The organism is Haloarcula sp. S1AR25-4, assembly GCF_031624555.1.
Classification (GTDB): domain Archaea; phylum Halobacteriota; class Halobacteria; order Halobacteriales; family Haloarculaceae; genus Haloarcula; species Haloarcula pellucida.
Genome location: NZ_JAMQOR010000001.1, coordinates 881,067 through 905,959 on the forward strand (window position 1 = coordinate 881,067; position 24,893 = coordinate 905,959).

General features: G+C 66.9%; 20 protein-coding genes. 17 read left to right on the forward strand and 3 right to left on the reverse strand.

The features are described 5' to 3' along the window. Positions 1–171 precede the first annotated feature (171 nt). Together NDI85_RS04575 and NDI85_RS04580 are read left to right on the forward strand one after the other, a co-directional pair. Complete coding sequence (locus tag NDI85_RS04575) at positions 172–5,016, forward strand: glycoside hydrolase family 97 catalytic domain-containing protein (RefSeq protein ID WP_310915071.1); 4,845 nt, start codon at positions 172–174, stop codon at positions 5,014–5,016. Continuing rightward, positions 5,013–6,839, forward strand: a complete 1,827-nt coding sequence (locus NDI85_RS04580; RefSeq protein ID WP_310915072.1) for a PQQ-binding-like beta-propeller repeat protein — start codon at positions 5,013–5,015, stop codon at positions 6,837–6,839. The genes NDI85_RS04575 and NDI85_RS04580 overlap by 4 nt, the downstream gene beginning before the upstream one ends. A 104-nt stretch (positions 6,840–6,943) precedes the next feature. On the opposite strand, the gene NDI85_RS04585 is transcribed toward NDI85_RS04580, so the two are convergent. Continuing rightward, positions 6,944–7,525, reverse strand: a complete 582-nt coding sequence (locus NDI85_RS04585) for a DUF420 domain-containing protein (RefSeq protein WP_188994231.1) — start codon at positions 7,523–7,525, stop codon at positions 6,944–6,946. 74 nt (positions 7,526–7,599) lie between these two features. Next, entirely contained in the window at positions 7,600–8,814 is a 1,215-nt protein-coding gene (locus NDI85_RS04590; protein ID WP_188994229.1) for a proteasome-activating nucleotidase Pan1, read from the reverse strand. 153 nt (positions 8,815–8,967) lie between these two features. On the opposite strand from NDI85_RS04590, the gene NDI85_RS04595 reads away from it, so the two are divergent. Beyond that, complete coding sequence (locus NDI85_RS04595; RefSeq protein WP_188994227.1) at positions 8,968–9,705, forward strand: NAD(P)/FAD-dependent oxidoreductase; 738 nt, start codon at positions 8,968–8,970, stop codon at positions 9,703–9,705. Between the two features lies 1 nt (position 9,706). Here the strand turns inward: NDI85_RS04595 and NDI85_RS04600 are convergent, their stop codons facing one another. Continuing rightward, positions 9,707–10,747, reverse strand: coding sequence for a M48 family metalloprotease (locus NDI85_RS04600; protein WP_310915074.1), 1,041 nt, complete (start codon positions 10,745–10,747; stop codon positions 9,707–9,709). Between the two features lie 108 nt (positions 10,748–10,855). On the opposite strand from NDI85_RS04600, the gene NDI85_RS04605 reads away from it, so the two are divergent. From NDI85_RS04605 to NDI85_RS04670, 14 genes are all read left to right on the forward strand, one after another. Further along, positions 10,856–11,863, forward strand: a complete 1,008-nt coding sequence (locus NDI85_RS04605) for a DUF4129 domain-containing protein (protein ID WP_310915076.1) — start codon at positions 10,856–10,858, stop codon at positions 11,861–11,863. Further along, positions 11,860–12,636, forward strand: coding sequence for a hypothetical protein (locus NDI85_RS04610; protein ID WP_310915077.1), 777 nt, complete (start codon positions 11,860–11,862; stop codon positions 12,634–12,636). The genes NDI85_RS04605 and NDI85_RS04610 overlap by 4 nt, the downstream gene beginning before the upstream one ends. After that, positions 12,633–13,943: a DUF58 domain-containing protein gene (locus tag NDI85_RS04615; protein WP_310915078.1), complete on the forward strand. Its 1,311-nt coding sequence runs from the start codon at positions 12,633–12,635 to the stop codon at positions 13,941–13,943. Before NDI85_RS04610 ends, NDI85_RS04615 begins: the two co-directional genes overlap by 4 nt. Then, positions 13,940–15,442 carry a hypothetical protein gene (locus NDI85_RS04620; protein WP_310915079.1) on the forward strand — a complete coding sequence of 501 codons (1,503 nt, stop codon included), beginning with the start codon at positions 13,940–13,942 and terminating at the stop codon, positions 15,440–15,442. Before NDI85_RS04615 ends, NDI85_RS04620 begins: the two co-directional genes overlap by 4 nt. A 39-nt stretch (positions 15,443–15,481) precedes the next feature. Beyond that, complete coding sequence (gene coaBC / locus NDI85_RS04625) at positions 15,482–16,660, forward strand: bifunctional phosphopantothenoylcysteine decarboxylase/phosphopantothenate--cysteine ligase CoaBC (protein ID WP_310915081.1); 1,179 nt, start codon at positions 15,482–15,484, stop codon at positions 16,658–16,660. A gap of 140 nt (positions 16,661–16,800) precedes the next feature. Further along, on the forward strand, positions 16,801–17,799 hold the full coding sequence (locus NDI85_RS04630; RefSeq protein WP_396275517.1) for a monovalent cation/H+ antiporter subunit E: 999 nt from the start codon (positions 16,801–16,803) through the stop codon (positions 17,797–17,799). Continuing rightward, positions 17,792–18,067, forward strand: coding sequence for a cation:proton antiporter (locus NDI85_RS04635; protein ID WP_166969240.1), 276 nt, complete (start codon positions 17,792–17,794; stop codon positions 18,065–18,067). Before NDI85_RS04630 ends, NDI85_RS04635 begins: the two co-directional genes overlap by 8 nt. Further along, positions 18,064–18,384, forward strand: a complete 321-nt coding sequence (gene mnhG / locus NDI85_RS04640; RefSeq protein WP_188994213.1) for a monovalent cation/H(+) antiporter subunit G — start codon at positions 18,064–18,066, stop codon at positions 18,382–18,384. Before NDI85_RS04635 ends, mnhG begins: the two co-directional genes overlap by 4 nt. After that, positions 18,381–18,920, forward strand: coding sequence for a DUF4040 domain-containing protein (locus NDI85_RS04645; RefSeq protein ID WP_188994211.1), 540 nt, complete (start codon positions 18,381–18,383; stop codon positions 18,918–18,920). Before mnhG ends, NDI85_RS04645 begins: the two co-directional genes overlap by 4 nt. Then, entirely contained in the window at positions 18,917–19,387 is a 471-nt protein-coding gene (locus NDI85_RS04650) for a Na(+)/H(+) antiporter subunit B (RefSeq protein ID WP_188994209.1), read from the forward strand. Before NDI85_RS04645 ends, NDI85_RS04650 begins: the two co-directional genes overlap by 4 nt. Continuing rightward, positions 19,384–19,752, forward strand: a complete 369-nt coding sequence (locus NDI85_RS04655) for a cation:proton antiporter subunit C (protein WP_188994207.1) — start codon at positions 19,384–19,386, stop codon at positions 19,750–19,752. The genes NDI85_RS04650 and NDI85_RS04655 overlap by 4 nt, the downstream gene beginning before the upstream one ends. Beyond that, complete coding sequence (locus NDI85_RS04660; RefSeq protein ID WP_310915083.1) at positions 19,745–21,280, forward strand: monovalent cation/H+ antiporter subunit D family protein; 1,536 nt, start codon at positions 19,745–19,747, stop codon at positions 21,278–21,280. Before NDI85_RS04655 ends, NDI85_RS04660 begins: the two co-directional genes overlap by 8 nt. Beyond that, on the forward strand, positions 21,277–22,974 hold the full coding sequence (locus NDI85_RS04665; RefSeq protein ID WP_310915084.1) for a cation:proton antiporter: 1,698 nt from the start codon (positions 21,277–21,279) through the stop codon (positions 22,972–22,974). The genes NDI85_RS04660 and NDI85_RS04665 overlap by 4 nt, the downstream gene beginning before the upstream one ends. Beyond that, positions 22,974–24,764, forward strand: a complete 1,791-nt coding sequence (locus NDI85_RS04670; RefSeq protein ID WP_310915085.1) for a Na(+)/H(+) antiporter subunit D — start codon at positions 22,974–22,976, stop codon at positions 24,762–24,764. The genes NDI85_RS04665 and NDI85_RS04670 overlap by 1 nt, the downstream gene beginning before the upstream one ends. Positions 24,765–24,893 lie beyond the last annotated feature (129 nt).

Sequence of the window (24,893 nt, forward strand, 5' to 3'; positions counted from 1 at the left end):
GCAGACGCGTCTCCGCCGACGTTGCTACGACTCAATTGCGAAAGCGACCGCTCACCTCCGACGGTTTCGGATTTTTGTCATCGATATTTTATTTCTGTGCCGGTCCTAGACTGTCATAATCGAACATAACCGTTGGATTTATGTTGCACAACTCGTCTTACTGAGGTGGAAATGGTTAGTAGACAATCTCAACAAACACTAAACGCTCTCGGTCGTCGAGAGTTCCTCGGCGGCGTGGCGTCGCTTCTGGCAGCAGCGGCGTACACGCAAGACGTGCCCGAGGACGTAGCCGCACAGGTCACTGGTGGGGACGACAGTGACACACAATCGGTTTCGTCACCTGATGGCAGCATCGGGGTGACTGTCGACGTGTCGGGGGGGACGCCGACGTACAGCGTCGCGTTCAACGGTGCGACGTACGTCGACTCGTCGACCCTCGGCTTCGACTTCCAGAATCAGCCGACGTTCGGCGCCGGTTCAGACGGCAGCACTGGTACGACCATCACCGTCACGGGGAGCGAGAGCGGCACCGAGACGGAGAACTGGACACCGGAGTGGGACCAGTACGCTTCCGTCTCGCAGGACTACAACTACCTCCGTCTCGGACTGGAAGAGACGAACAGTCCGGGGCGGTCGGGGAACCTCGAGTTTCGGGTCTTCGACGACGGCATCGGGTTCCGGTTCGTCTTCGACGACGACTTCGCGGCTAACAGCGGCGCCCTCGTCGTCAGTTCGGAGAACACGCAGTTCAACTTCGCGGGGGACTACACGGCGTGGTGGATCAAAAACGAGTTCGTCAATCCGCGCTTCGAGCAGGAGTACACGGAATCGAAACTCAGCGAAATCGACGCCGGGACGCGGACCATCCGGCCCAACGACAACGAGATTCGAACCGGCGCACACACCCCGCTGACCATCAAGGCGGGCGAGAACGCGTACATGAGCGTCCACGAGGCCAACTTAGACGACTACTCGACGGCCTCTATCGTCGCACAGTCCGACAGCGGTGGGACGGACTTCACGACGCAACTCGCGCCGCTTCCGGACAACACGAAGGCGTCCCTGCAGGCACCGAACACGACGCCGTGGCGGACCATCCAGTTCGCCACGAGTCCCGGAGACCTCGTGGAATCCTCGCTCATCCCGCTGTTGAACGAGGACCGCGACGACTCCGCGTTGCCGAGCGACGGCAACGGCGGCGTCGACACGAGTTGGCTGACCCCGAAGAAGTACATCGGCATCTGGTGGACGATGATCGCCGGCAACGCCAAGTGGGAGTACAAGACCGACAGCGAGATATCGAACAACGGCAACGACCCGGCCGCGTACATCCACGGGGCGCGCACCGAGCGGATGAAACGATACATGCGCTTTGCCAGCCAGAACAGCATCGACAGCGTGCTGGCCGAAGGCTGGAACAAGGGGTGGGACTCCTACGGGTCCGACGCCAGCGACACCGGCGCGTCACTGGAGATGGGCGTGGCCGATTCGTACCCTGATTTCGACGTGTCGACGGTGACCAACTACGGGTCGTCCCTCTCGAACCCCGTGGAGTTCACCATCCACAACGAGACGTCGGGGAACATCCCGAACTACGAGACCGAGATACTGAGCGACGGCATCTTCTCGCAGTACGACGACGCCGGCATCCACTCAATCAAGAACGGCTACGTCTCGGACCCCGGCCTGTTCGGGGACAACCAGTCGACGCCGAGCCACAACCAGCACTGTCAACTGGCGGTCAACCACCATCGGACCGTCATCGAGGAGGCTGCCGGCGAACGCCAGATGCTGGAGATTCACGAGGGCATCAAGCCCACGGGTGAACGACGCACGTATCCGAACGTCGCCGCCCGCGAAGTCGTCGAAGCACAGGAGTACGACGGCTTCGGTGCGCTCGGCTCGAACGTCGGCCGGGAACACCACGTCACGCTCCCGTTCACCCGGATGCTTGCCGGCCCGACGAGTTACCAGCCCGGCATCTTCGACATCACGTTCAACGACTCGACCGGCGATCAGGTGCAGACGACCCGCGCGAAGCAACTCGCGATGTACCCCACGTACAATGCGGGCATCCAGATGGCCGCAGACCGGGTCGAGGCGTACATCAGCGACGAGTTCGAGGTCGGCGAGTACGTCCAGGCTCCGTCGGGCACGCTCGATGGAATGATCACCGCGGACGACTGGCGCAACGCCTTCGGGACCCATTACGTCCCGGTCGACCCCAACCGCGAGGCGTCGGGGTCGAAGGTGTCGTTCACGGTGAAGAACGTCCCGAGCGCGGGCACCTATACGCTCCACCTGCGCTATGCCAGCGACGACACGGAGAACGCCCAGCGAGTCATCGACAACGGCAACCCGCAATTCACGCTCGACGTCAACGGCTCGACACAGACCGTCTCGCCGTCGTTCACCGACTACTGGGACGACTGGCAGATTCACTCGGTCGACGTCGAACTCGCTCAGGGCGACAACACCGTCGCTATCGTCGTCGACTACGACGACTCCGGCGACACGTTCACGGGCGACGTCGGCGGCATCAACGTGAACACGGTCGGCATCACAGCGAAGGGCGCCAGCGCGCCGTTCCCGGCGACCTACACCGACCTGACCGACAGTCAGGTCGCAAACGAGAACGTCGAGTCCGAACCGGACTTCGAGTACATCGAGGACGTGCCCGCCGGTGGCTGGGACGAGACCGTCGTCGTCGACTCGTCCATCGGCGACTACATCGTCACTGCCCGCCGCAAGGGCGAGGAATGGTACGTCGGCGCGATGACCGACGGTAGCGGGCGCGCGGTGGAGGCGCCGCTTGACTTCCTCGCGTCGAAGACGAACGGGTGGAAGATGGAGATGTACACCGACGCAGCCGGGACGGACGTCGATACGAACCCGACAGCGATTCGCCACACCGAGTCCATCGTCACCACCGGCGACACGGTACTGGCGACGATGGGGCGCAGTGGTGGGGTCGCACTCCGCTTGACACCGGCGACGTCGAACGAGGCGTCGACCCTCTCGGCGTACGCCCAACCGACACAGACGATAGACAGCGTCAACTTCACTACGACCCAGCCGGGACTGGGCAAGTCGTTCATCGAAGTCACGGCGTCACACGACGGGAACAACGACTTCGTGGGAGGGACGCCGATCGACATCCAGCTCGGTGGCGAGACGGACGCAATCGAGAACATCCGGCTCGCACCCTCGGCGACGACCGGGGAGACGTTCACCCTTGGCTACAACATCACGCAGGCGGGCTCCTACACGGTCACGCTGGTCGACCGATTGACGGGCACCCAACTAGCCCAACAGAGTATCACCGTCCAGCCGGGCGACCTCGTCGCCGAGTACACAGACCCCGGCGACGACGGACTCGGTGCCGGCTACGGGTTCCCCGAGAGCCAGAAAGGGTCGACGTTCCGTGACGGCGCGTTCGACCTCGAGAAGTTCACCATCTACGAGGACGAGTCGAAGTACTACTTCCAGTACGACGTCGCGAACCTCTACGACGTGTTCGGCGGCGATTTCTCGCCGCACTACTTCGTGCTGTGGGTCCGGGACTCGACCCGGTCTGACGGAAGCCTGACCGAGAACGGGGACATCGGCCTGCAGGCGAACTTCGCGTCGGCGTGGCACTACCGCGTCGCAGTGAGCGGGTTCGCTTCGAGCGCCATCGACAGTGATGGGAACGACCTGACCACCGGCAGTGGAACGGTCAGCATCGATCCGTTCGTCAACCGCGACAGCAACACGGTCATCCTGCCCGTAGAGAAGGCGGCGTTCGACGACATCAACGTCGCGGACATGGAGGTCCTTCCGGTCGTCGGGTCCGAGCGGTTCGGCGGCTTCCGTCCCGTCGTAAACAGCGTCGACGACGTCGGGATCAGTGACCCCATCGTCGGCGCGAAAGCCGGTGCCGCCGACAACGCGCCACGCGTCATGGACGTACTCGTCCCGCCGCGGTCCGACGAGACGCAGGACGAACTGCTCTACTACGACGACGACACGCGCGCGACCCTGCCGTTCACACAGGTGTACCGAGCGGAACTCGGAACGGACACCGAACGTATCGCCACGCTGGCCGACGACACCGGCGACCCGTACGGGCCGGCCACGTCCGCCGACGGAGCGAACGCGTTCAGCTACCCCTCGACGGACGACATAACCCCCGAAGACTACGATATGGAACGGGTGGTCGTCTACGACGACGGGTCGAACTACCGGTTCCACGTCCATCTCCCGAAGCTTCGGGACCCGTTCGGTGGTGACTACGGCTACGGGCTCCAGCACATCCAGATATACGTCCGCGATACGGGTGCAGCCAACTCGAACACCTACAGTCGAGAGGGCGTCCACGCCGGTGGCAGTGCCGAGAACGTCTTCGAGGAGGCCTACCACCGTCGTATCGTCGCACACGGGTTCGCTTCGAGTACCGACGTCCCGAACAGCACCGCGAAGATTCCGGTCGTCGAGGACGGGAGTTGGAACGTCGTCGCCGACGCGGACAGCGGGGTGAGTACGAGAGCGGTCGACCTGTTCTCCGCAATCGAGATTACGGTTCCGAAGTCGACTATCCCGTCCGGCATCCGCGGGGCAGATATCGTCCCGATGATGTTCAGTTACAACGGCTTCGGAACGGCCGGTATCCGTCAGGTGCAGGCGAGTAGTGGCAGCTACGCGTTCGGTGGTGGCTCCAACGGGAACCACAACAACGTCATCGACGTCATCCTGCCCGACGGCGCCTCGCAGGCCGACGTCCTCGACCCGACGGCAAACGACATCACCGGCGACGACGACTTCGACGGCTACGACATCCCGTTCGTCGACGGGGACGCTGTCGCGAACAGCATCCGAGAAGCGGTCGCCGGGGCCGACGATGCCCCAGTCTCCAGCACCCACTTCGAGACGGTGCGTGACGCCTACGAGTCGAACAGCGCGGTGCCGGGCACGGGAGGACTGGTACCCGACTACAGCGACCTCCGCGATATCGCCTCGGAGGTGGCGGACCAATGAGCGACGCGCCCGAGCGCAAGCTCCTCGCGCTCTCGGTCGCAGTGCTCGCGGTGTTTGCGATTCCCGCGGGCGTGCTCGCGCCAGTCGGGTCGGCGAGCGCGGTCGGCAACGCGGCCGGCAACTGGCAGACCTTCCAGTTCGACCAGCAAAACACCGGGAACGCCTCCGACGCGCCCGACTACGCCAGCGTCACGAGCGGGTGGCGTGCAGGCAATCAGGGAACCGACGTCGCTTCCGGACCGACCGTCAGCGGCGATACGGTCTACGTCGGTGACGGCTCGGCCGTGAAGGCCTACGCCGAGGGCGACGGCTCGCTGTCGTGGGAGACCAGCGTCGACGGGCCGGTGTTCGGCTCGCCCGCCTACGACGGCGGCAGCATCTACGTCGCGACGGACGGCGGCAGCGTCTATGCACTGGACGCGGCCACCGGTGCCATCACGTGGCAACGTAGTACCGACAGCAACGGCGCCGACTTCGGCTCGTTTGCCGGTTCCGTCACTGTCGGGAACGGCGGGAGCCTCTACGTCGCGAGCGAGGACGGTCACGTCTACAAGCTATCGAACGACGGCACACAGGTCAGTGCCGCCTACGACATGGGCAGTCCCGCCGGCGCGATGACGCCGGCGGTGTACGGCGACCGCGTCTACGTCGGTGACCGCAGCGGCACCCTGCACATGCTCTCTGCGGGCGACCTGAGCGCCCAGAGTACGAACGACGTCGCGAGCGGGGCGCTGAACTCGCCGGCCGTCACCGAGGACGGCCAGCGAATCGTCGTCACCGCGAGTGACGGGACGGTCGCGGCCTACGACACGGACGGCAACCAGCAGTGGGCCGACACCAGTTCGTACGGCAGCAGCTTCGCCAGCCCCGCCATCCACAAAGGGATGGCCGTCGTGGGGACGACCGACGGCACCGTCGCCGCACACGATATCGATAGCTCCGGGAGTCAGCAGTGGACCGCGACTGTCGATACCAAAAACACCTTCGGCGCGTCGGTGACGACTGCCAACGGGACCGTCTTCGTGGGTACCGACACCGGTGACGTGTCCCTGCTCGACGCCAGTGACGGCAGTACGAAGGCGCGTGCGACGGCGGCCTCGTCGGCGATGGCGACCGCACCGACCGTGGCCGACGACGCGCTGTACGTCGGTACCGACGACGGCGCAGTCGTGCAGTTCCTCGACGCCAACGCGGCCTTCTCGGTCACGGGCATCAGCGCTCCCGGTGGCGTCACCGAGGGTGATATCGGAACCGTCGAAGCGGACGTCTCGAACGCCGGGACGGCAGACGGGACCTACACCGCACGACTGACCGTCGACGGACAGGTCGTCGACACCGAGCGCGTCAGTATCGCGAAAGGGTCGAGCAAGACGGTGACCTTCGACCACAAATTCGTCACCGTCGGGTATCCGACGGTGTCGGTCGGGTCCCAGTCCACGACGATCACTGTCGCTTCTGGATCGAGCAGTGGCGGTGGTGGCGGTGGCAGTGACTCCGGCGACGACCCGACGACCACCGAGACGCCGACGCCCGAGGGGACGGATGCGACCGCCACGCCGGCCGAACCCGACGACGGCGACGGTTCGGAGACGACGGAGACCGCGACCACCGAGGGTTCGACGGCCACCGAAGCGGTCACGGACACGCCGGAATCGACCGGCACAGCGTCGACTGACACGCCTGATTCTACAGACCAGAGCGAGGAATCGGACGACGGCGGTGACGAAGAAGCCACGTCCGGAAGTGGACCCGGCTTCACGGCGGCTATCGCACTGCTGGCCGTAGTGGCAGCGGCACTCCTCGCCGCCCGCCGCGAGAACTAATCGGTCAGGCCGTCACCGACGGTCTGCTTTCGACGCTGGGTTCGGAAGTGGCGACACCGGCTGTCGGCGGCGACAGAGCGCGGAAAGAACGGAGGCACCGCGGCTCAGCGAGGCACCCAGCCGTAGACGTGGTTCAACATCACGTACGTGACCAGTCCGAGGAAGAGGCTCAGGCCCCACGCGGCGACGGCGATGCGACCGACGCGTGCGTGGGCCGTCTCGCGGAGTTCCGCGACGGAGTGAGAGAGCCCCAACACGACGGCGTGGACGACGACGGGAACCGACACCGCCGACAGCAGGATGTGGACGGCCAGCATCACGATGTAGGCCCCCCAGACGAGGCCCTCGGCCTGTATCTCCTTCTCGAAGCCGCCACCGACCTTGAGCAGATACAGCGTGAGGAAGGCGAGGATGAGTGCGAACGCCGTCAGCATCGCCCCACGGTGCTTACGGATCTGGTCGGTCTTGATGAAGTAGACGCCGGCGACGATAGCACTCAGTGCGGCCGCGTTGATGACGGCGATAGCGTCGGAGAGGAGGATGACGGTCTGGTTGCTGATCGACGGGAACGGGAGGAATCCGCCGAACGTCCCCAACACGAGGGCGTAGCCGACGACGGAGACGGTGGCGGTGACGCGTCTCGGAGATGCACGGGCACGCGACTGGAGTCTATCTGCGACGGCCATACTACCACGTGAGAAAGCGAGCGGTTTCTGTGTTCTGGAACCCGATTCGGACCGCGTCTACCGGGCCGCCACAGTCAGGCGAAGGTCCGGGAGACGTCTTCGTCTTCGGTCTCTTCTTGCTGGATCTTCTCCCAGGCGTCGAGGAAGTCGTCCATCGTGACCTCGGTGCGGTCGTCGCGGATGGCGAACATCCCGGCCTCGGTACAGATGGCCTTCACGTCGGCCCCGGAAGCCTCCTCGACGTCTTCGGCGAGACCCTCGAAGTCGACGTCGTCGGCGACGTTCATGCCGCGCGTGTGAATCTTGAATATTTGCTTGCGGCCCTCGAAGTCGGGCTTTGGCACCTCGATGAGACGGTCGAACCGGCCGGGGCGGAGGATGGCGCGGTCGAGCATGTCGAAGCGGTTGGTGGCGGCGATGATGCGGATTTCACCCCGGTCGTCGAAGCCGTCCATCTCCGAGAGCAGTTGCATCATCGTCCGCTGGACCTCGGCGTCGCCGCTCGTCTTCGATTCGGTCCGCTTGGCGGCGATGGCGTCTATCTCGTCGATGAAGACGACCGCTGGTTCCTCCTGCCGGGCGAGTTCGAAGAGGTCGCGGACGAGTTTCGCGCCCTCGCCGATGAACTTGTGGACGAGTTCGGACCCGGCCATCTTGATGAAGGTGGCGTCGGTCTCGTTGGCGACGGCCTTCGCGAGCATCGTCTTGCCCGTCCCGGGCGGACCGTGGAGCAGGACGCCGCTCGGCGGGTCGATGCCGACGTCCTCGAACATCTCGGGACTGATGAGCGGCATCTCGACCGTCTCGCGGACCTCTTCCATCTGTTCTTCGATGCCACCGATGTCGGCGAACGTGACGTCCGGCGACTGGTCGACCTGCATCACGCGGGCACGCACGTCCGTCTCGTTGTCGAGTTGCTTGACGATAGAAAGAGAGTTGTTGACGGCGACGCGGTCGTCGGGTTCGAGGCCCTCGCGCATCTCGTCGGTGACCTCGGTGAGCGCCTCCTGATTGTTGCCGTGCTGTTTGATGATGACGCCGTCGTCGCTGAGTTCCTGCACGGTGGCGACAAACAGTGGCGACTGCTTGAGTTTCTTGTTCTCGTGGGTCAGCCGTTCGAGCTTCTGCTGGTACTTGTTGTTCTCGGCGTTGGCGTCCAGCAGTTTGTCGCGCATCTCCTCGTTCTGTGCTTCGAGCACCTCGAGTCGCTCCTGCAGCGCCTCGATCTTCTTCTGCTGTGAGGCGTCCTCGTCGTAGGGCAGGTCGACCTCGTCGACGGTGTCGGTCATTACGCCACCTCTAGTGGGTGAATCATTATGAGGCTTCGGGTAGTGCCAGCATTCGATACGGCCAGTAGAGGGCTCTAGAACACCGTTCCCGACATTCGAGCGGATTCACACCGAACCGGTAGGTTTCTGTCGGGGGGCAAGCAACCGCCGCGTATGTCCGACGAACCAGAATCGGTCGTCGTGGTCGGTGGCGGCGTCGCCGGCCTCTCGGCGGCGATATACACCGCACGCGCTGGTCTCTCGACCCGAATCGTCTCGACCGGAGAATCCATCCTGAACCGCAACGCCCATCTGGAGAACTACCCCGGTTTCCCGGCCGGTGTCAACCCGCGTCTCCTGCTCGAACTCATCCGCGCACAGACCCGCCGAGCGGGGGCGTGGTTCGTGGACGGACGCGTCCAGCGAGTCACGGCGACCGACGACGGGTTCGAGACGACCGTCGAGAACGGCGAGGCGTTCGAATCCGACTACGTCGTCGCGGCCTCGTGGGCCGACGCGACGTATCTGGACGGCCTCGACGTCGACCTCGTCGACCGCGGGACCAAGGAGTTCGTCGGCGTCGACGACTGCGGACGAACCGCCGTCGACGGTCTCTACGCGGCGGGCCGACTGGCCGAACAGCACCACCAGACCATCGTCGCCGCGGGCCACGGTGCGCAGGTCGGCCTGACGCTCATCGAGGACAGCGACGTCGACTTCTATCACGACTGGACGGCGCCGGAAGGGTACTTCACCGGACGGGACCGCGAGGTGCCACCGGGCTGTGAAGAGATCGACGAGGAAGAGCGCAAGCGCCGCGAGCAGGAGTCACTGGAGATGATGCAGCGGTACTTCGAGGAACCGATGCCGGGCGAACCGACGATGCACCCCAGCGTCGCCGACGAGGAGTAACTCAGAGGTCCCCGGCTACCTCGCCGAGGCGCTCGATGCGGTCGGCGGTCGGCGGGTGCGAACGCGTCTCGACGTGGAACTCGTCCTCGCCCGAGTCCTCGAACCCGTACGGGAGGAAACAGAGCCCTCGGACGCCGTCGTAGGCCCGTCGCTTGTCGGTCTCCGGGGTCGGCGTCGCGTCGGCGTCGAGCGTCTGGAGGGCGCCGACGAGTGCCGAGGGGTTCCCGGTGAGTTTCGCGGCGCTCCGGTCGGCGGCGAACTCTCGCGCACGCGAGAGCGACCGCGCCAGCACGACCACGGGCGCGGTGAACACGCCCAGCAAGACCCCTCCGAGGACGACTGTCAGGCCGAACACCACGAGGAAGCCGACGGTAAAGGAGACCGACCCGAAGGGGGCGTCGAGGAAGCGGGCGCTGAGGACGTAGGCGACGGCGAGTCCGACCGCCGCGACGAGAAGCCGACTCCCGCGAGCACCCGGGAGCAGGTCGTCGAGCGGGCCGTACTCGCCGTTGGTGAGCGCCGGCAGGAAGTTCGCCAGCGTCATCACCGTCGCGTCGCGGTTCGAGACGTGCATCAACTCGTGGGCGAGGACGGCGTCGAGTTCGTCGCCGTCGAGGGTCGCGAGCAACCCCGCGCTGACGACGACGGTCGCACTGCCCAGCGTCCCGACGGCGAAACTGTTCGGCACGTCGCGCTCTGCCACGGCGAGGGTCGGCATCGTCATATCTGCCTGCTGACAGAGTCGCTGGACCCGGTCGTGGAGGTCGGGGTACTCCTCGCGTGAAACCTCGCGTGCGTCCGCCTCGGCGAGCGTCTGCGCGCGCGTGTACCGTAACTGCGCCCAGACGAACGCGACGAGGGCGGGCGAGACGACCGCGACCCACCACGCGACGCCGGAACCGACCGGGAGAGTCGCCGCGACGGCGTCACGTAGCGGCGAGAGCCACGGCGTCAGGAGGTACGCGACTGTCGCGACGACGGCGACGTCGACGGCGAGCAACAGCGAGAGGGTCAGGAGGATACGGCGGGTGAGTCTCCGCATGGGGCGTACTGATACCTTACTGTCAACACGTCAAAATCCTTCTGGTGGGTCAAGACGTAGCCTGAACAAGGACAATACTTTAGACTGGTTGGCAAGAAATCAAGGGTAGTGCCTTCCAGCCTCATCCGCGCCGCTCTGGCCCTCCTCTGTGCCGGTGCCGTCATCTACGCGACGGCGCTGTTCCCCGCCGCGCTGGACGTGGAACTTCAGCAACAGGCCCCCGTCGACGGGACAGAACCGGCACCGACCCCGGCGCCCGACACGCCGACGGCAACGCCGACGCCAACACCGACGGCAACGCAGACGCCAACGCCGACGCCCGCACCACCTGACCGAGGCGGTGGCTCCGGCGGCCTGCCGGACCTATCGTTCCTCCCGACGTTGGTCGCCTTGCTCGGTCTCACTGCCGTCGGCTACGTCGGCGTGGTACTCGTCCGGGCCAGCGACGGCTACGGCGGCGTCGACATCACGCTCCCGTGGATCGGACGCGTCTCGCTGCCCTTTGCGGGCATCATCCAGCGGATTCCGCAGGTCACGACAGCCGTCCTGCTCACAGGCGGGGCTGGCCTCGCTCGAGTCACAGCGGGCGTCGGAACGGTCGTCAGCGGCGTCGGGAGCGGCCTCGCGGCCGGTCTCGTCCCATTCGCCCGGATGGCCGGACGGTCGCTCACCGCTCTCCCGACTGCGCTCGTCGCTATCGCCGTTGTGCCGGTGCGGTCGCTCGCTGGTCTGACCGGCGGTGGCCTGTTCGCGTCGTTCCGGGGCGGGTTCGAACGACCCGAGTTCATGGAACCGGACGACCCGACGACGGAGGACGCCCGGACCGCCTCGTCGGTCCCAGCGGGCACCGACGCGGACGACGATCCCGGTCCGCCCTCGATACGCGAGGCCTGGGAGCGGTTGACCGACGCCGTCCCCGTCGACAACCCGACTGCGACGACTCCCGGCGAGTACGCACGCAGGGCGACCGACGTCGGCCTGCCGGAAGGGCCGGTCTGGCGACTGACCGAGTTGTTCCGGGCCATCACGTACGGCGGCGAGTCGCCGTCGGCCGGACGAACCGAAGCCGCTCGCGACGCCCTCGAAGACATCTTCGGCGGAGGTGACGACTCGTGAGCGAAACCGTGACCACCGACACACCGACGGAACAGACCACCGACGACGTGCCGGCCTCGGTCAGGGCCACCACAGCGGACCCGGACGAGGCCATCACGGCGACGCGGTCGGCACACGCGAGAGTCGACGGCACGGTCGAGCGCGACGACCCGGGTCGCTGGTGGCGCGTGTTCGCCGCCGTCGGTCTGGCGTCACTGGTCGCCGCCGTCGCCGTCGCGACGGTGCCAGGTCTGGCCGAATCACTGGTCAGCGTTGGGACGACTGCGACGCTCCGTGCCGCTATCCCAGCGGCCGCCATCGTCGTCGCGCTGGTTGGCCTCTCCGGCGTCGTTAGCCGTGACCACGCCGAGGAGCGCGACCGGGGAGACCCGGTCGAACTCCCGACGGCCAACCCCGAGTCCATGCAGGGACCCACACAGCCCGTCGTCGGCACCGACATCGACGAGGCGCTGGACCGGATCGACGGCCGTGTCGACCCCTACAACGGCCTCGAAGCGAGTTACGCCGCCGACGTGCGACGACAACTCCGCGAGACGGTCGAGCGAACGTTGGTCCGTCGAACCGACGCGAACCCGATCGACGCACGGGCCGCCACCGAGCAGGGGACGTGGACCGAGGACCCCCGCGCCGCGTCGTTCGTCGGCGGCGACGAGGTTCCCGACCCGCCGCTCGGCCTGCAGTTGCGCGACTGGGCCAGCGGGGAGGGGTTCGACCGCAAGGTCGAGGCGACGCTGAACGAGATCCGGCGCCTGCGGGGAGGTGAGCCCGCGTGACCGAGCGACGGCGCGCGCGCCGCGCGGTCGGCCTCTCGGTGGCGCTGGTGACCGGTGCCGTCGGACTCGTCACGGGGAACGCGGCCATCTTCGTCGCGTCGACGGTAGGGCTGGTGTACGCCGCCTACGAGAGCGCGACCCGGCGGCCGGAACCCGAACTGACGGTCGAGCGGACGCTCGAACCGGCCACGCCGCTCCCGGGCGACGAGGTGACGGTGACCGTGACGGTCCACAACCACGGCCGGTCGTACCTCCCCGACGTGCGTATCGTCGACGGCGTTCCCGAACGCCTCCGGGTCGTCGAGGGGGCGCCCCGGTTCGGGACGACGCTCGACGCCGACGACAGCGACTCCTTTAGCTACACCGTCAGGGCGCGACGCGGCGAGCACCCCTTCGGCGAGACGACCGTCGTCTGCCGCGACCTCGCAGGGACCGAGGAGTGCCGCGAGTCCGTGACCGTCGAGACGACCATCGACTGCAGCGCCGACGTGGAGTCGATCCCGCTCTCGGCACAGATGCTCCAGCGGACGGGACGAACCCGGACACAAGCGGGCGGCGACGGCGTCTCGTTCTACGGCATCCGAGAGTACCAGTCGGCGGACCCGATGCGACGCATCGACTGGAACCGCTTTGCCCGGACGAGCGAACTGGCCACGGTCGAGTATCAGGAGACTGCGGCGGCGACCGTCGTCCTCCTACTCGACACGCGACACCCGGTCGCGCCGCGGCCACGGGACCCCAACGCGGTCCAGTTCTGTACGTACGCCGCCGAGCAACTGGCGCGGACGCTGCTGGCCGAGAACGACCGCGTCGGCGCCGCCACCTTCGACGACTGCGCGTATCTCCGCCCGTCCGGTGACAGGAGCCAGTACCGGCGCCTGTGTGAGTTCCTCGCGGCAGAGAGCGGTGACGATGCGGTAGCGTCCGAGTTCCTCGAGGAGGCGAGCGGGCGCCACCGCTTCCAGTCGTTCGCCGACGTGGCGAGCGCCGACCCGGTCGCGGACGGTGGCGACCCCGTGGGGATGCTCGACCGTCGCTTCCCCGACGAGGCACAGGTCGTCTTCTGTAGCCCGTTGCTTGACGACCGAGCGGCCGGCGCGGCCAAGCGCCTCGCGGCGTACGGCCACGACGTGACCGTCGTCAGTCCCGACGTGACGGCGTCGGAGACGCCCGGTGGCGCCCTCGCCGGGTTCGACCGGAGCGAGCGCATCGACGACCTCCGCGGGACGGTCCGCGTGGCCGACTGGACGCTGACCGATCCGCTCGCGAAGACGCTCGTGCGGGCCACGGAGCGGTGGTCGGCATGAACGGTCTCGACACTCGCCCGGTCGAATCCACGGCGGCGCTGACGGGGACGCTCGCGGTGGTCGTCGCACTCGCTATCGGCCTCGGCATCGGTACCCCGGTGCCGGTCGCGACGAGCGTCCTCGGGGGGCTGGCACTCGCCGGCGGTGCATGGGCGCTGGACCAAGAGACGAACGCGCGAATCGCGGCCGGGAGCGTCGCGCTCCTCGCGGGGTCGCTCTGTCTCGGTGCAACGCTGTTCCTCGGCCGCGGGAGTTACGCGCTACCCGTGTACGTCGGTCTGGCCGTCGCCGTCGCCGTCGTCGCTACCGACGCCACGACCGGACTGGTCGAAAACGAGTCTCTCGGGACGGCATTGCGCGAGAGCGGGAACGCGCTCCTGATCGGTATCGTCCTCGCCGTCCTGTTGAACCTGAACGCCGAGTTCGGAGTCCTGGTAGCGTTCTTCGGGACACTGCTCGCGGTCTCGGTCGCCACCCCGCTGGGCGCGTTCGTCACGCTCCAGCTAGCGGTCCTCGGCGTCCTCGGCCTGCTGACACGCGTCGTCCCGGTACTCTCCGGGTGGCTGCCCGACACGGGCACCGACGGACCGCTCGATACGCTAGACGACGTGGCCGTCTCGCCCAGACGACTCCCGAGAGCGGTCGTAGCCGTCCTCGCTCTCGAAGTCCTCGTCGCGTTGAGTCCCGTGGGCCGGTCGCTGTTTGCCCTGTTCCTCGACAGCGTCCCCGTCGTGGGGCCGCTGCTGGAACTGGCGCTCAGTTGGCCGCTGCACGTCCTCGTGGGACTGGTCGGCGTGGCGCTGTGCTGTGTCCTCCTCGCCGACGCCCTACAGGTATGGGTGGTCGATTGGCTTGGCGACGACCCCGCTCGGACGCTGGCGTTACAGGCCGGCGGCTTGCTGACCGTCGCCGTGACCCTTGTCGGTACTACCGTCGCGTCGGTGTTCGGTGTCACGCTCCTGTCGGCGGACACCACGGGTGTGGCGTCACTGGTCGGCCCGGCGGGCATCGTCCTCGGCGGGACCGTCTCACTGCTGTTGCTCGTCGGCATCGTCCTCCAGACGCCGTCGTTGCTGTCGGCCTACGGACTGGTGCCGGCGTCGACGGCCGGATTCGCGACTGGCAGCGCGCTCCTGTTCGTGACGACGCTCGCCGCCGCCGAACTGGGACTTGCCACGCCGCTGGTCGTCCTCGGTGTCGCCGGGGCGATACTCGTCTGGGACGTCGGCGCACACGCGAAAGGCATCGGTGTCCACCTCGGGCGGGCCGCCGACTCGACGGACAGCCAGTTCGTCCACGTCACCGGAAGCGCACTCGTACTGACCGGTGGGGTCGCCGTGGCGCTCGCCGCACGCTACCTGCTCGTCCCGATGCTCGCGCCCGCCGCCGACCCGACGGCCGCGCTCAGGTCGGCCGTCGCGCTCGGACTCGTCGTCATCGCGGTCCTCGCGTTCGCCGCCGCCATCATGGCCCGTGAGGGTCGCCCGACGGCGGAGTGAGGACCGTACCTTTTAGGCCGTGACGGCGAAGGGTGAGTCATGTTGCAGGGAGTCAACGTCGTACTCGGGGTTTCGGGCTCCATCGCCGCGGTCAAGACGGTGGAACTGGCCCACGAGTTGCGCCGACAGGGGGCGTCGGTTCGGGCGGTGATGACCGGCGCCGCGACGGGCGTCGTCCACCCGTGGGCCGTCGAGTTCGCCACCGAGAACGACGTGGTGACGGAACTAACCGGCCGGGTCGAACACGTCGACCTGTGTGGCGTCGACGGGTGGGGGGACGTGCTCCTCCTCGCGCCCGCGACGGCTAACACCGTCGGGAAAGTCGCGGCGGCAATCGACGACACGCCGGTGACGACGTGTGCGACGACGGCGCTGGGAGCGGGCCTCCCGGTGGTCGTCGCACCGGCGATGCACGAACCGATGTACGACCACCCCGGTGTCTTAGACGCCATCGAGCGCGTCGAATCGTGGGGCGTGGAGTTCGTCGACCCGCGCATCGAGGAGGGCAAAGCGAAGATAGCGACGGAGGAGGCTATCGTCACCGGCGTTGCCCGTGCCACCGGGGACCGGCCGCTCGACGGCCGGCACGTCGTCGTCACCGCCGGGGCGACCACCGAGTCGGTCGATCCGGTGCGGACGCTGTCGAACCGCGCGTCGGGGCGCACCGGACGGGCGGTCGCGCGGGCCTGTTACGTCTACGGCGCGGACGTGACGCTCGTACAGGACGGGCCGGACGTGCCCTACGCCACCGTCGAGCGAGTGGAGTCGGCCACAGAGATGACGGCCGCCGTCTCGAACGTGGCTCCGACGGCCGACGCACTCGTCTCCGCCGCGGCCATCTCCGATTACACGGTCGAGGCCGCAGACGAGAAGATACAGAGCGGACAGGACGACCTGACGCTGACGCTCGAACGGACGCCGAAACTCATCGACACCGTCCGCGAGGACAACCCCGACCTCCCTATCGTCGGCTTCAAGGTGGAGTCGGCCGGTGACGACGAGACGCTGGTCGGCCGGGCCCGCGAACTGCTCGACAGGGTCGGCCTCGCTTTCGTCGTCGCCAACGACGCGAGCGTGATGGGCGAGACGGACACCCGCACACTCCTCGTCCGGGCCGACGAGACGAGCGAGTACGTCGGCGACAAGCAGGGCCTCGGCGTGCGGGTGGCTCGAGAACTCGCCGACGAACTGGGTGAACGCCCATCGACAACCGAATGATTGCGAAATAGTTTTGCGTATCCCGTTGCTCGCTTTCGGTAACGACTGTAGCGCGCGTCAATCACCCAGAGATAGGATTCTCACAAATTACCGTGACTGCATCTGACGCCCACCGTCTACTGGTGCCGGTCGACGACTCCGTGACGCTTCGTAATACCGTCGCCTACGTCGTCGACGAAGCCAAGACGGCGGTCACCGACGGCCCGGTCGAACTCCACTTCGTCGATATCGCCAGCACCCGATCGGTCGACCCGGACGCCCCCGAAGAACTCGCCGAAGCCTCCGAACTGCTCGATCGAGTCGAGCTGTGGGTCGAAGAAGACCTCGGCGAGGACCCGCCGGCAGGTATCAGCGTCGAGACGGCGGTGCTGGGCGCCGACCGCTATCTCTTCAGTCCCGGCGACTACGCGGACGCGATACTCGAATACGCCGCCGACGTTGGAGTCGACCGGATCGTCCTCGACCCGGAGTACAGCCCCGGTGGCGCGACGCCGATGTTGCGACCGCTGCAACTCGAACTGACACGTGGCGACGTCGACGTAGCGGAGGCACCCGTCGAGCGACGGACCGAGACGACCGTCCTCACGCGGGCCGCCTCGCTCCCGAAGTACGTCACCGTCTTCGGCGCGTCGTACCTGTTCTATATGTTGCTGAGCGCGTGGAAGCCGCTCGATTTCCTCACCGGCTTCCTCACCGCGACGCTCGCGGCGGTGCTGTTGGCACCCGTCGCCTTTAGCCAACAGCCGTCCGTCGTCCGCGTCGGGAAGCAACTCGCTCGGATGCTGCTGTTCGTCCCGTACCTGCTCAAGGAGATCGCCGTCGCGAACCTCCAGATCGCCTACGTCGTGCTCCACCCGAGCCTGCCCATCGACCCGGAGATCGTCGAACTGCGGGCGGCGGTATGGGGTGACGCCCCGGTGACGACGCTGGCAAACAGCATCACGCTCACGCCGGGGACACTGACGGTGAGCGTCTCCGACCGCGCGTTCGACATCCACTCGCTGACCGCCGGGTCCCGCGAGGACCTGTTCGGAGGGAGCTTAGAGCGTGCGGTCAGGTTCGTCTTCTACGGCCGCGAAGCCGCCGCCATCGCGTCGCCCCGCGAACGCGGGGACGGCGGGGAGGGACAGGATGGTTGAGCTTTCGACGGCCCTGCTGGCCATCGCGGCCGCGTTCGTCGTCTTCGCCCTCGTGGCGCTGTACCGCGTCTTCGTCGGCCCGACCATCCACGACCGAGTCATCGCGGTCAACGTCATGGGGACCAACACCGTCATCGCCATCGCACTGGTCGCGGCGGCGTTCGACCAGTCGGTGTTCTTAGACGTGGCCCTGGTGTACGCCCTGCTGAACTTCCTGCTCTCGATAGCGTTCTCGAAGTTCAACGTCGAGCACGGGGGTGTGCTATGACGCCGGTCGAGTGGGGCATCGTCGCCCTCGCGCTCCTCGGCGCGTTCTTCGGCGGGGTCGCAGCGATGGGCATCTTCCGGTTGCCGGACGTCTACACTCGCGCACACGCGGCGTCGAAAAGCGACACGCTGGGTGCCGTCCTCACCGTCGGCGCCGCCGCGCTGGCCCTCCAGTCGGGCATCTCGACGGCGAAGGCCGTCTTCCTCCTCGTATTCATGTTCCTCACGAACCCGACGGCCGCCCACGCGATCGCCCGGGCGGCCCAGGACCAGGGTATCGAACCGTGGACGCTCGACGACGAGGAGGGAGAGACATGACCCTGACCCTCCTCGAAGGCGCACTGCTCCTGTTCGTCCTGGGGTGTGCGCTCGGGGCTGCCCTGCTCCGTGATACGCTGGCGTCGGTGATGTCCTTTGCCGCCTACAGCCTCGGGGTCTCCATCCTCTGGCTCATCCTACAGGCGCCCGACGTGGGCCTGACCGAGGCCGCAGTCGGGGCCGGCATCATGACCATCCTGTTGCTCGTGGCACTTGCAAACACCGTCACGCCGAACGCAGACCGTCTGCTCGAATCCATAAACCCCCGGACGCTGGTACTCGTCGGTGGGTTCGTCCTCGTGATGGGGGCAACAGTGCCCGCGCTGCCGGCCATCGGCGACCCGACGGCGCCCGTCGTCGGCGGCGAGGTCACCCAGTACTATCTCGACAACGCCTACAAACAGACCGACGTGAAAAACGCCGTCACCGCCGTGCTGGCGGCCTACCGCGGGTTCGACACGCTCGGCGAGGCCGTCGTCGTGTTCGCGGCCGGCGTCGCCGCGCTGTCGGTGCTGCGCCGGGAGGTGTTCGCATGAGCGTCGACGACCAACCCGGCCTCTACGTCGAGAGCACCATCATCATGACGACGGTACGCGTCGTCGCGCCGTTCGTCCTCACGTTCGCGCTGTTCATCATGTTCCACGGCGCGGACTCCCCGGGCGGCGGGTTTCAGGGCGGCGTCATCGCCGGGTCCGTCGTGATGATGCTCGCGTTCGCCTACGGTATCGAATCCACGCGACAGTGGCTGGACGTGCGCGTCGTCGTCGCACTCGCGGCCGGGGGCGTCCTCACCTTCGCCAGTATCGGCCTCGGTACCATCGTACTGGGCGGGCAGTTCCTCCAGTACACCGAGTACGAGGTGTTCCTCTCGCACGCGAGCAAGTACGGTATCGAACTGGTCGAACTGGGCATCGGCGGCATCGTCGCCAGCGTCGCCATCGGCCTGTTCTTCCTGCTCGCGGCCGGGTTCGGACACGTCGTCGACGAGGAGGGTGAAGCATGACGCCGTTACAACTGGACCTGCTGACGACGCACTACAACTACTACGCCGTCGTCCTGCTGTTAGGCATCGGTCTGTACATGCTGGTGGAGTCGGCGAACCTCGTGAAGAAGGTCATCGGGATGAACGTCTTCCAGACGGGCATCTTCCTGTTCTTCATCACGCTGGCCTACCGCACCGGCGGGAACCCGCCGGTCATCACCGACGGCGGCGGCCCCTACGTCAGTCCGCTGCCGCACGTCCTCATCCTGACGGCCATCGTCGTCGGCGTGAGTCTGACGGCGGTAGCGCTCGCGCTCATCGTTCGCATCTACTCGGAGTACGGGACGCTGGACGAAGAGACACTGGAGCAACTCTACTATGATTGAGCATCTCCCCGTCCTACTGGTCGTGTTGCCCATCGTCGGCGGGACCGTCCCGCTGGTAGCTAGCCTGTTTACCGACCGCGCCGGATGGCTCGTCGCGACGGTGACGGTCCTCGTCCACGCGGCGCTGGCCGGACTGCTCGGCTGGACCGTCTGGACCGAGGGGAGCGTCTCCTACGCCGTCGGCGGGTTCGCCGCACCGTACGGCATCGAGTTGGTCGTCGACGGCCTCTCTGCGTCAGTCGTCGTCCTGATAAGTGCCGTCGCGCTGGGCGTCCTCGCCTACGCACGCCACGCCGGCCCGCACTCGAACGCCTTCTACAGCCAGTTCCTCCTGTTGGTCACTGGCCTCACGGGGATGACCGTCACCGGCGACGTGTTCAACCTCTACGTCTTCCTCGAAATCACCGGGCTGGCGGCCTATGGCCTCGTCGCCAGCGGCCGCGAGGCGAGTTCGGCCGTCGCCGCGCTGAAGTATCTCATCATCGGAACGGTGGGCGCGTCGCTGTACCTGCTGGGCGTCGGCTACGCGCTGGCGGCCACCGGGACGCTGAACATGGCCGACCTCGCGGACAAACTGGCGACGGCGACCGGCGGCTACGACTCGACGCTCATCCTGACGGCGTTCGGCCTGATGGTCGGCGGCCTGACGGTGAAGGTGGCGCTGTTTCCCCTACACACGTGGCAACCGGACGCCTACGCGAACGCGCCGGACAGCGTCAGCGCGTTCATCTCCGCGCTCGTCTCGACGGTGTCGGCGTACGCGCTCGCTCGCCTGCTGTTCTCGGTGTTCACCGTCGACTTCCTCGAAGCGGTGCCCGGTGCCCGCTGGGCACTGCTGGCGCTTGCCTCGGTGAGTATCGTCGCCGGAAGCGCGCTCGCCGTCTCACAGACCAACGTCCAGCGGATGCTCGCGTACTCCTCTGTCTCGCAGTTCGGCCTCGTAATCGCCGGGTTCACCATCGCGACGCCCATCGCCGTCGTCGGCGCGACGGTCCATCTGCTGGGCCACGCCATCATGAAGGGCGGCCTGTTCGCCGCCAGCGGTATTATAGAGCGTGAAACGGGTGCGACCACGATCGGCGGGTACGCCGGCATGGCCGCACGGACGCCCATCGCCGCCGGTGCCTTCGCCGTCCTCGCACTGGCGATGGTCGGCGTCCCGCCGGCCGTCGGGTTCCTCGGGAAGTGGTACATCGTCGTCGGTGCCGTGGAGGCCGGCCTCTGGCCCGTCGTCGCCGTCCTGCTTGCGAGTACGCTGCTGACGCTGGCGTACTTCGCCCGACTGGTCGAACGGCTCTACTTCGCCGAACCGACCATCCGCGAGGACGCCGCCGTCGCCGACGGCGGTGAGGGGACCGACGGTTCCCGATCCTCGTCTGGCTATCGGCCAGACGGCGGCGCGAGCGTCTCGGCGGGGATGATCGCCGTCGTCGTCCTCGCGGCCGTCCTCGCGGTGGCGCTCACCGCCGCCGTCCCCGCGCTCGAACAGTTGCTCGAACAGACGCTCCCCCCACTTCTGAACCAATGACAGACGTCGCATCCATCCGACCGCTGCTCGCAGTACTCGTGTCGGCCGTTGCCATCCCGATCATCCTCTCGCTGAAGGGGCGACCGAACGTCCGCGAAGGCGTCACGCTCACCGTCGCCGCGGCGAAGTTCGCCATCGTTGCGAGCATGGTTCCGGGCGTGCTCTCGGGGACAGTGTACGTCTTCTCCTTCGGTCAGTTCGCCACCGGCATCCAACTGGCCCTGCGCGCGGACCCGCTGGGCATCCTCTTTGCCGCGCTGGCGAGTCTGCTGTGGATCGTCACGAGCTTTTACTCCATCGGCTACATGCGCGGGCTCGACGAACACGCCCAGACCCGGTACTTCGCGTCGTTCGCCGCGAGTCTGGCCTCCGCGGTGGGCGTCGCCTTCTCGGCGAACCTGCTCACGCTGTTCGTCTTCTACGAACTGCTGACGGTGTCGACATACCCGCTGGTCACCCACGACGAGACCGACGAGGCACGTGCGGCCGGTCGGAAGTACCTCGCGTACACGTTCGGCGGCGGCGTCGCCGTCCTCGGTGGCACCGTCCTCGTGTTCTTCCTCACCGGGACGACGGCGTTCACGCCGGGCGGTATCGAAGCGCTGGCGACGGCCGACCCGACGCTCGCCCGAGCGGCGTTCGCGCTGCTCGCGGCCGGGTTCGGCGTGAAGGCGGCGCTGATGCCGGTCCACTCGTGGCTCCCGGACGCGATGGTCGCGCCGACGCCCGTCTCGGGCCTGCTCCACGCCGTCGCCGTCGTCAAGAGCGGCGTGTTCGGCATCGCTCGCCTCGTGCTGGACGTGTACGGGACGGACTTGATGAGCGACCTCGGCGTCGACCTGCCGTTGGCCGCCGTCGCCGCGTTCACGCTCCTGACCGCGAGCGTCATCGCGCTCAGACAGGACAACCTCAAGCGCCGGCTCGCGTACTCGACCATCAGCCAGCTTTCCTACATCGTCCTCGGGCTGGCGCTGCTGGAGGGGGACGCCCTCGTCGGCGGCCTGCTCCACATCCCCGCCCACGCGTTCATGAAGCTCACGCTGTTCTTCTGTGCGGGCGCGATCCACGTCGAGACCCACACCGACGACATCAGCGACATGGCCGGTATCGGCAAGCGGATGCCGCTGACGATGGCCGCGTTCGGCGTCGCTGCGGCCGGCATGGCCGGGATTCCGCTCGTCGCCGGCTTCGTCAGCAAGTGGTACCTCGTCATCGGCGCGCTGGAGGGCGGGGGCCTCGTCTTCGCCGCCGCCCTGCTGGTCTCCGGGGTCCTGAACATCGCGTACTTCTGGCCCATCGTCTACCAGGCGTACTTCGAGTCCCCGGAGGGCCACGACGAGAAACCGCTCGTCGAAGCCGTCCTCGGCGGTCGCTCGGTTCGAGCGGACGGCGGTGACGCCGAGACCGTCGACCCGGCGACCGAGGAAGCGGCGGCCGGAGACGACGAGGTCCCAGAACCCCAACACGTCGACCACCTCGGGAAACACCGTGAGAACGTCGAACACCACGGCGGGCCGCCGGCCAGTGGCTGGGACCAACGCAACTGGCGCGGCGCCGAGAGCACGTGGTTCATGCTCGGCCCCATTCTTACGGCGGCGACGCTCTCGCTGTTGCTCGGGGTCGTCCCACGGGGCGTCGTGTTCCTGCGAATCGTCGAGACTGTCGTCGGGAATCTGCCGGGGGTGGTGCTCTGATGGCCGAGTTCCTGACGCTCGTCCCGCCGGTCGCCGTCCTGCTCCCCGTGGCGATACTCGTCGCGCTGTTGCCGCGCCGGAGCGGGCACGCCCTCGGAGCGCTCGTGCCCACGCTCGCGGTGGGCTGGGTCTGGTTCGTGCCGACCGGCGCGCACTTCCAGACGACGTTCCTCGGGTTCGAAGCAGTCCTGTTCAACGTCGACGACTTCTCGCGGCTGATGGGACTCATCTTCGGCCTCATCGCCGCCGTCGCGGTGCTGTACTCCTACGCCAGCGACGCCGACACCACGCAGACCGGCTTCGCCCTCTCGTACGTCGCGACCAGCTTCGGGGCCGTCTTCGCCGGTGACTGGCTCTCGATGCTGTTCTTCTGGGAACTGATGGCCGTCACCAGCACGCTGCTGGTGTGGCACTACGGCGGGAAGGCCGTCAGAGCGGGCTTTCGCTACGCGCTGCTCCACGGCATCGGCGGGACGCTCCTGATGGCCGCGATTCTCCAGACGTACGTGGCGAAGGGGACGTTCCTGTTCGCGTCGGTCCCGAACGGCCCCGAGACGGCCGGCATCACGGCGGGCCTTCCCGCGGCGCTCGCGGCAATCGGCATCGGCGTCAACGTCGGCTTCATCGGCCTGCACGCGTGGCTCCCCGACACCTACCCGCGGCCCCACGTCGCCGCGAGCGTCTTCCTCTGCGTGTTCACGACCAAGACCGGCGTCTACGGGATGTTCCGTGCCTTCCCAGAGGGGAACGTCGCCATCGCGTACATGGGCGGCGGCATGGCCGTCTTCGGCGCGATGTTCGCGCTGTTCCAGAACGACATGCGCCGCCTGCTGTCCTATCACATCCAATCGCAGGTCGGGTACATGATCGCCGGCGTCGGCATCGGCGGTGCGCTCGGACAGGCGGGCGCGTTCGCCCACGTGTTCAACCACATCCTCTATAAGGGCCTGCTGTTCATGACCGCCGGCGTCGTCATCTACCGCACCGGCGAGCAGAGCCTGAAGAAACTCGGCGGCCTCTGGCGAGAGATGCCGATCACCGCGGGAGCCTTCTCCGTCGCGGCGCTCTCTATCGCCGGGTTCCCGTACTTCAACGGCTTCGTCAGCAAGGGCATCGTCATCTCGGCGAGCCACTACCACTTCTCGAAGGGGCCGCTGCCCATCGGCGAGTTCTACACGCTCGAGTGGCTGCTCCTGCTCGGCGGCGTCGGCACGTTCATGTCGTTCATCAAGTTCGGCTACTACGCCTTCTTCCACGGCGAGTACGAGGGCAGCGTCCCCGACGCCAACCGCCTGCAGAGCGTCGCCATGCTGACCGTCGCGGCGCTGTGTGTCTTCTACGGCGTCTTCGACCACGCGCTGTTCAGCCTCCTGCCCTTCGACGTGACCGACGGCGACGTGGTCTCGCACGTCTACGAGACCTACACTATCCCCCACGTCGTCGAAGGGGTTGCCCTCGCCGTCCTCGGACTGCTCGGCTTCGCGGTGACGAAGAAACCCCTCTCGAAACTCGGCCGTGTACCCGACGTCGACTCGCTGTACAATCCCGCGGTGTTCTACGGCACGCGTGCGTTGGTCGTCGGCGTCACGGAACTGTACGCCGCGGTCGACCGGGCCGTCGTCGGCGCGACTCGCGTACTCACCGCCGCAGTCACCGACCCGAACGCGCTCTACGGCCGGGTCGTCGGTGTCGACGAGGACGACCCAGCCTACCCGCTTCGGGCCGGTATCGGATTCAGTATCCTCGTACTTGCGGTCTTCGTCACAGTTGCGTTGCTGCTGTTGCCCTGATAGCTACGGGTATTTTCACAGTGGATAATTAGTGCCGTCCATTTATATGCATACGCGCTGTTTACCGGCTAAGGACACTTCGGGACGAGCAACGCCTCGTCGTTCCCTGTTCGTCTCGAACGTGTCGGA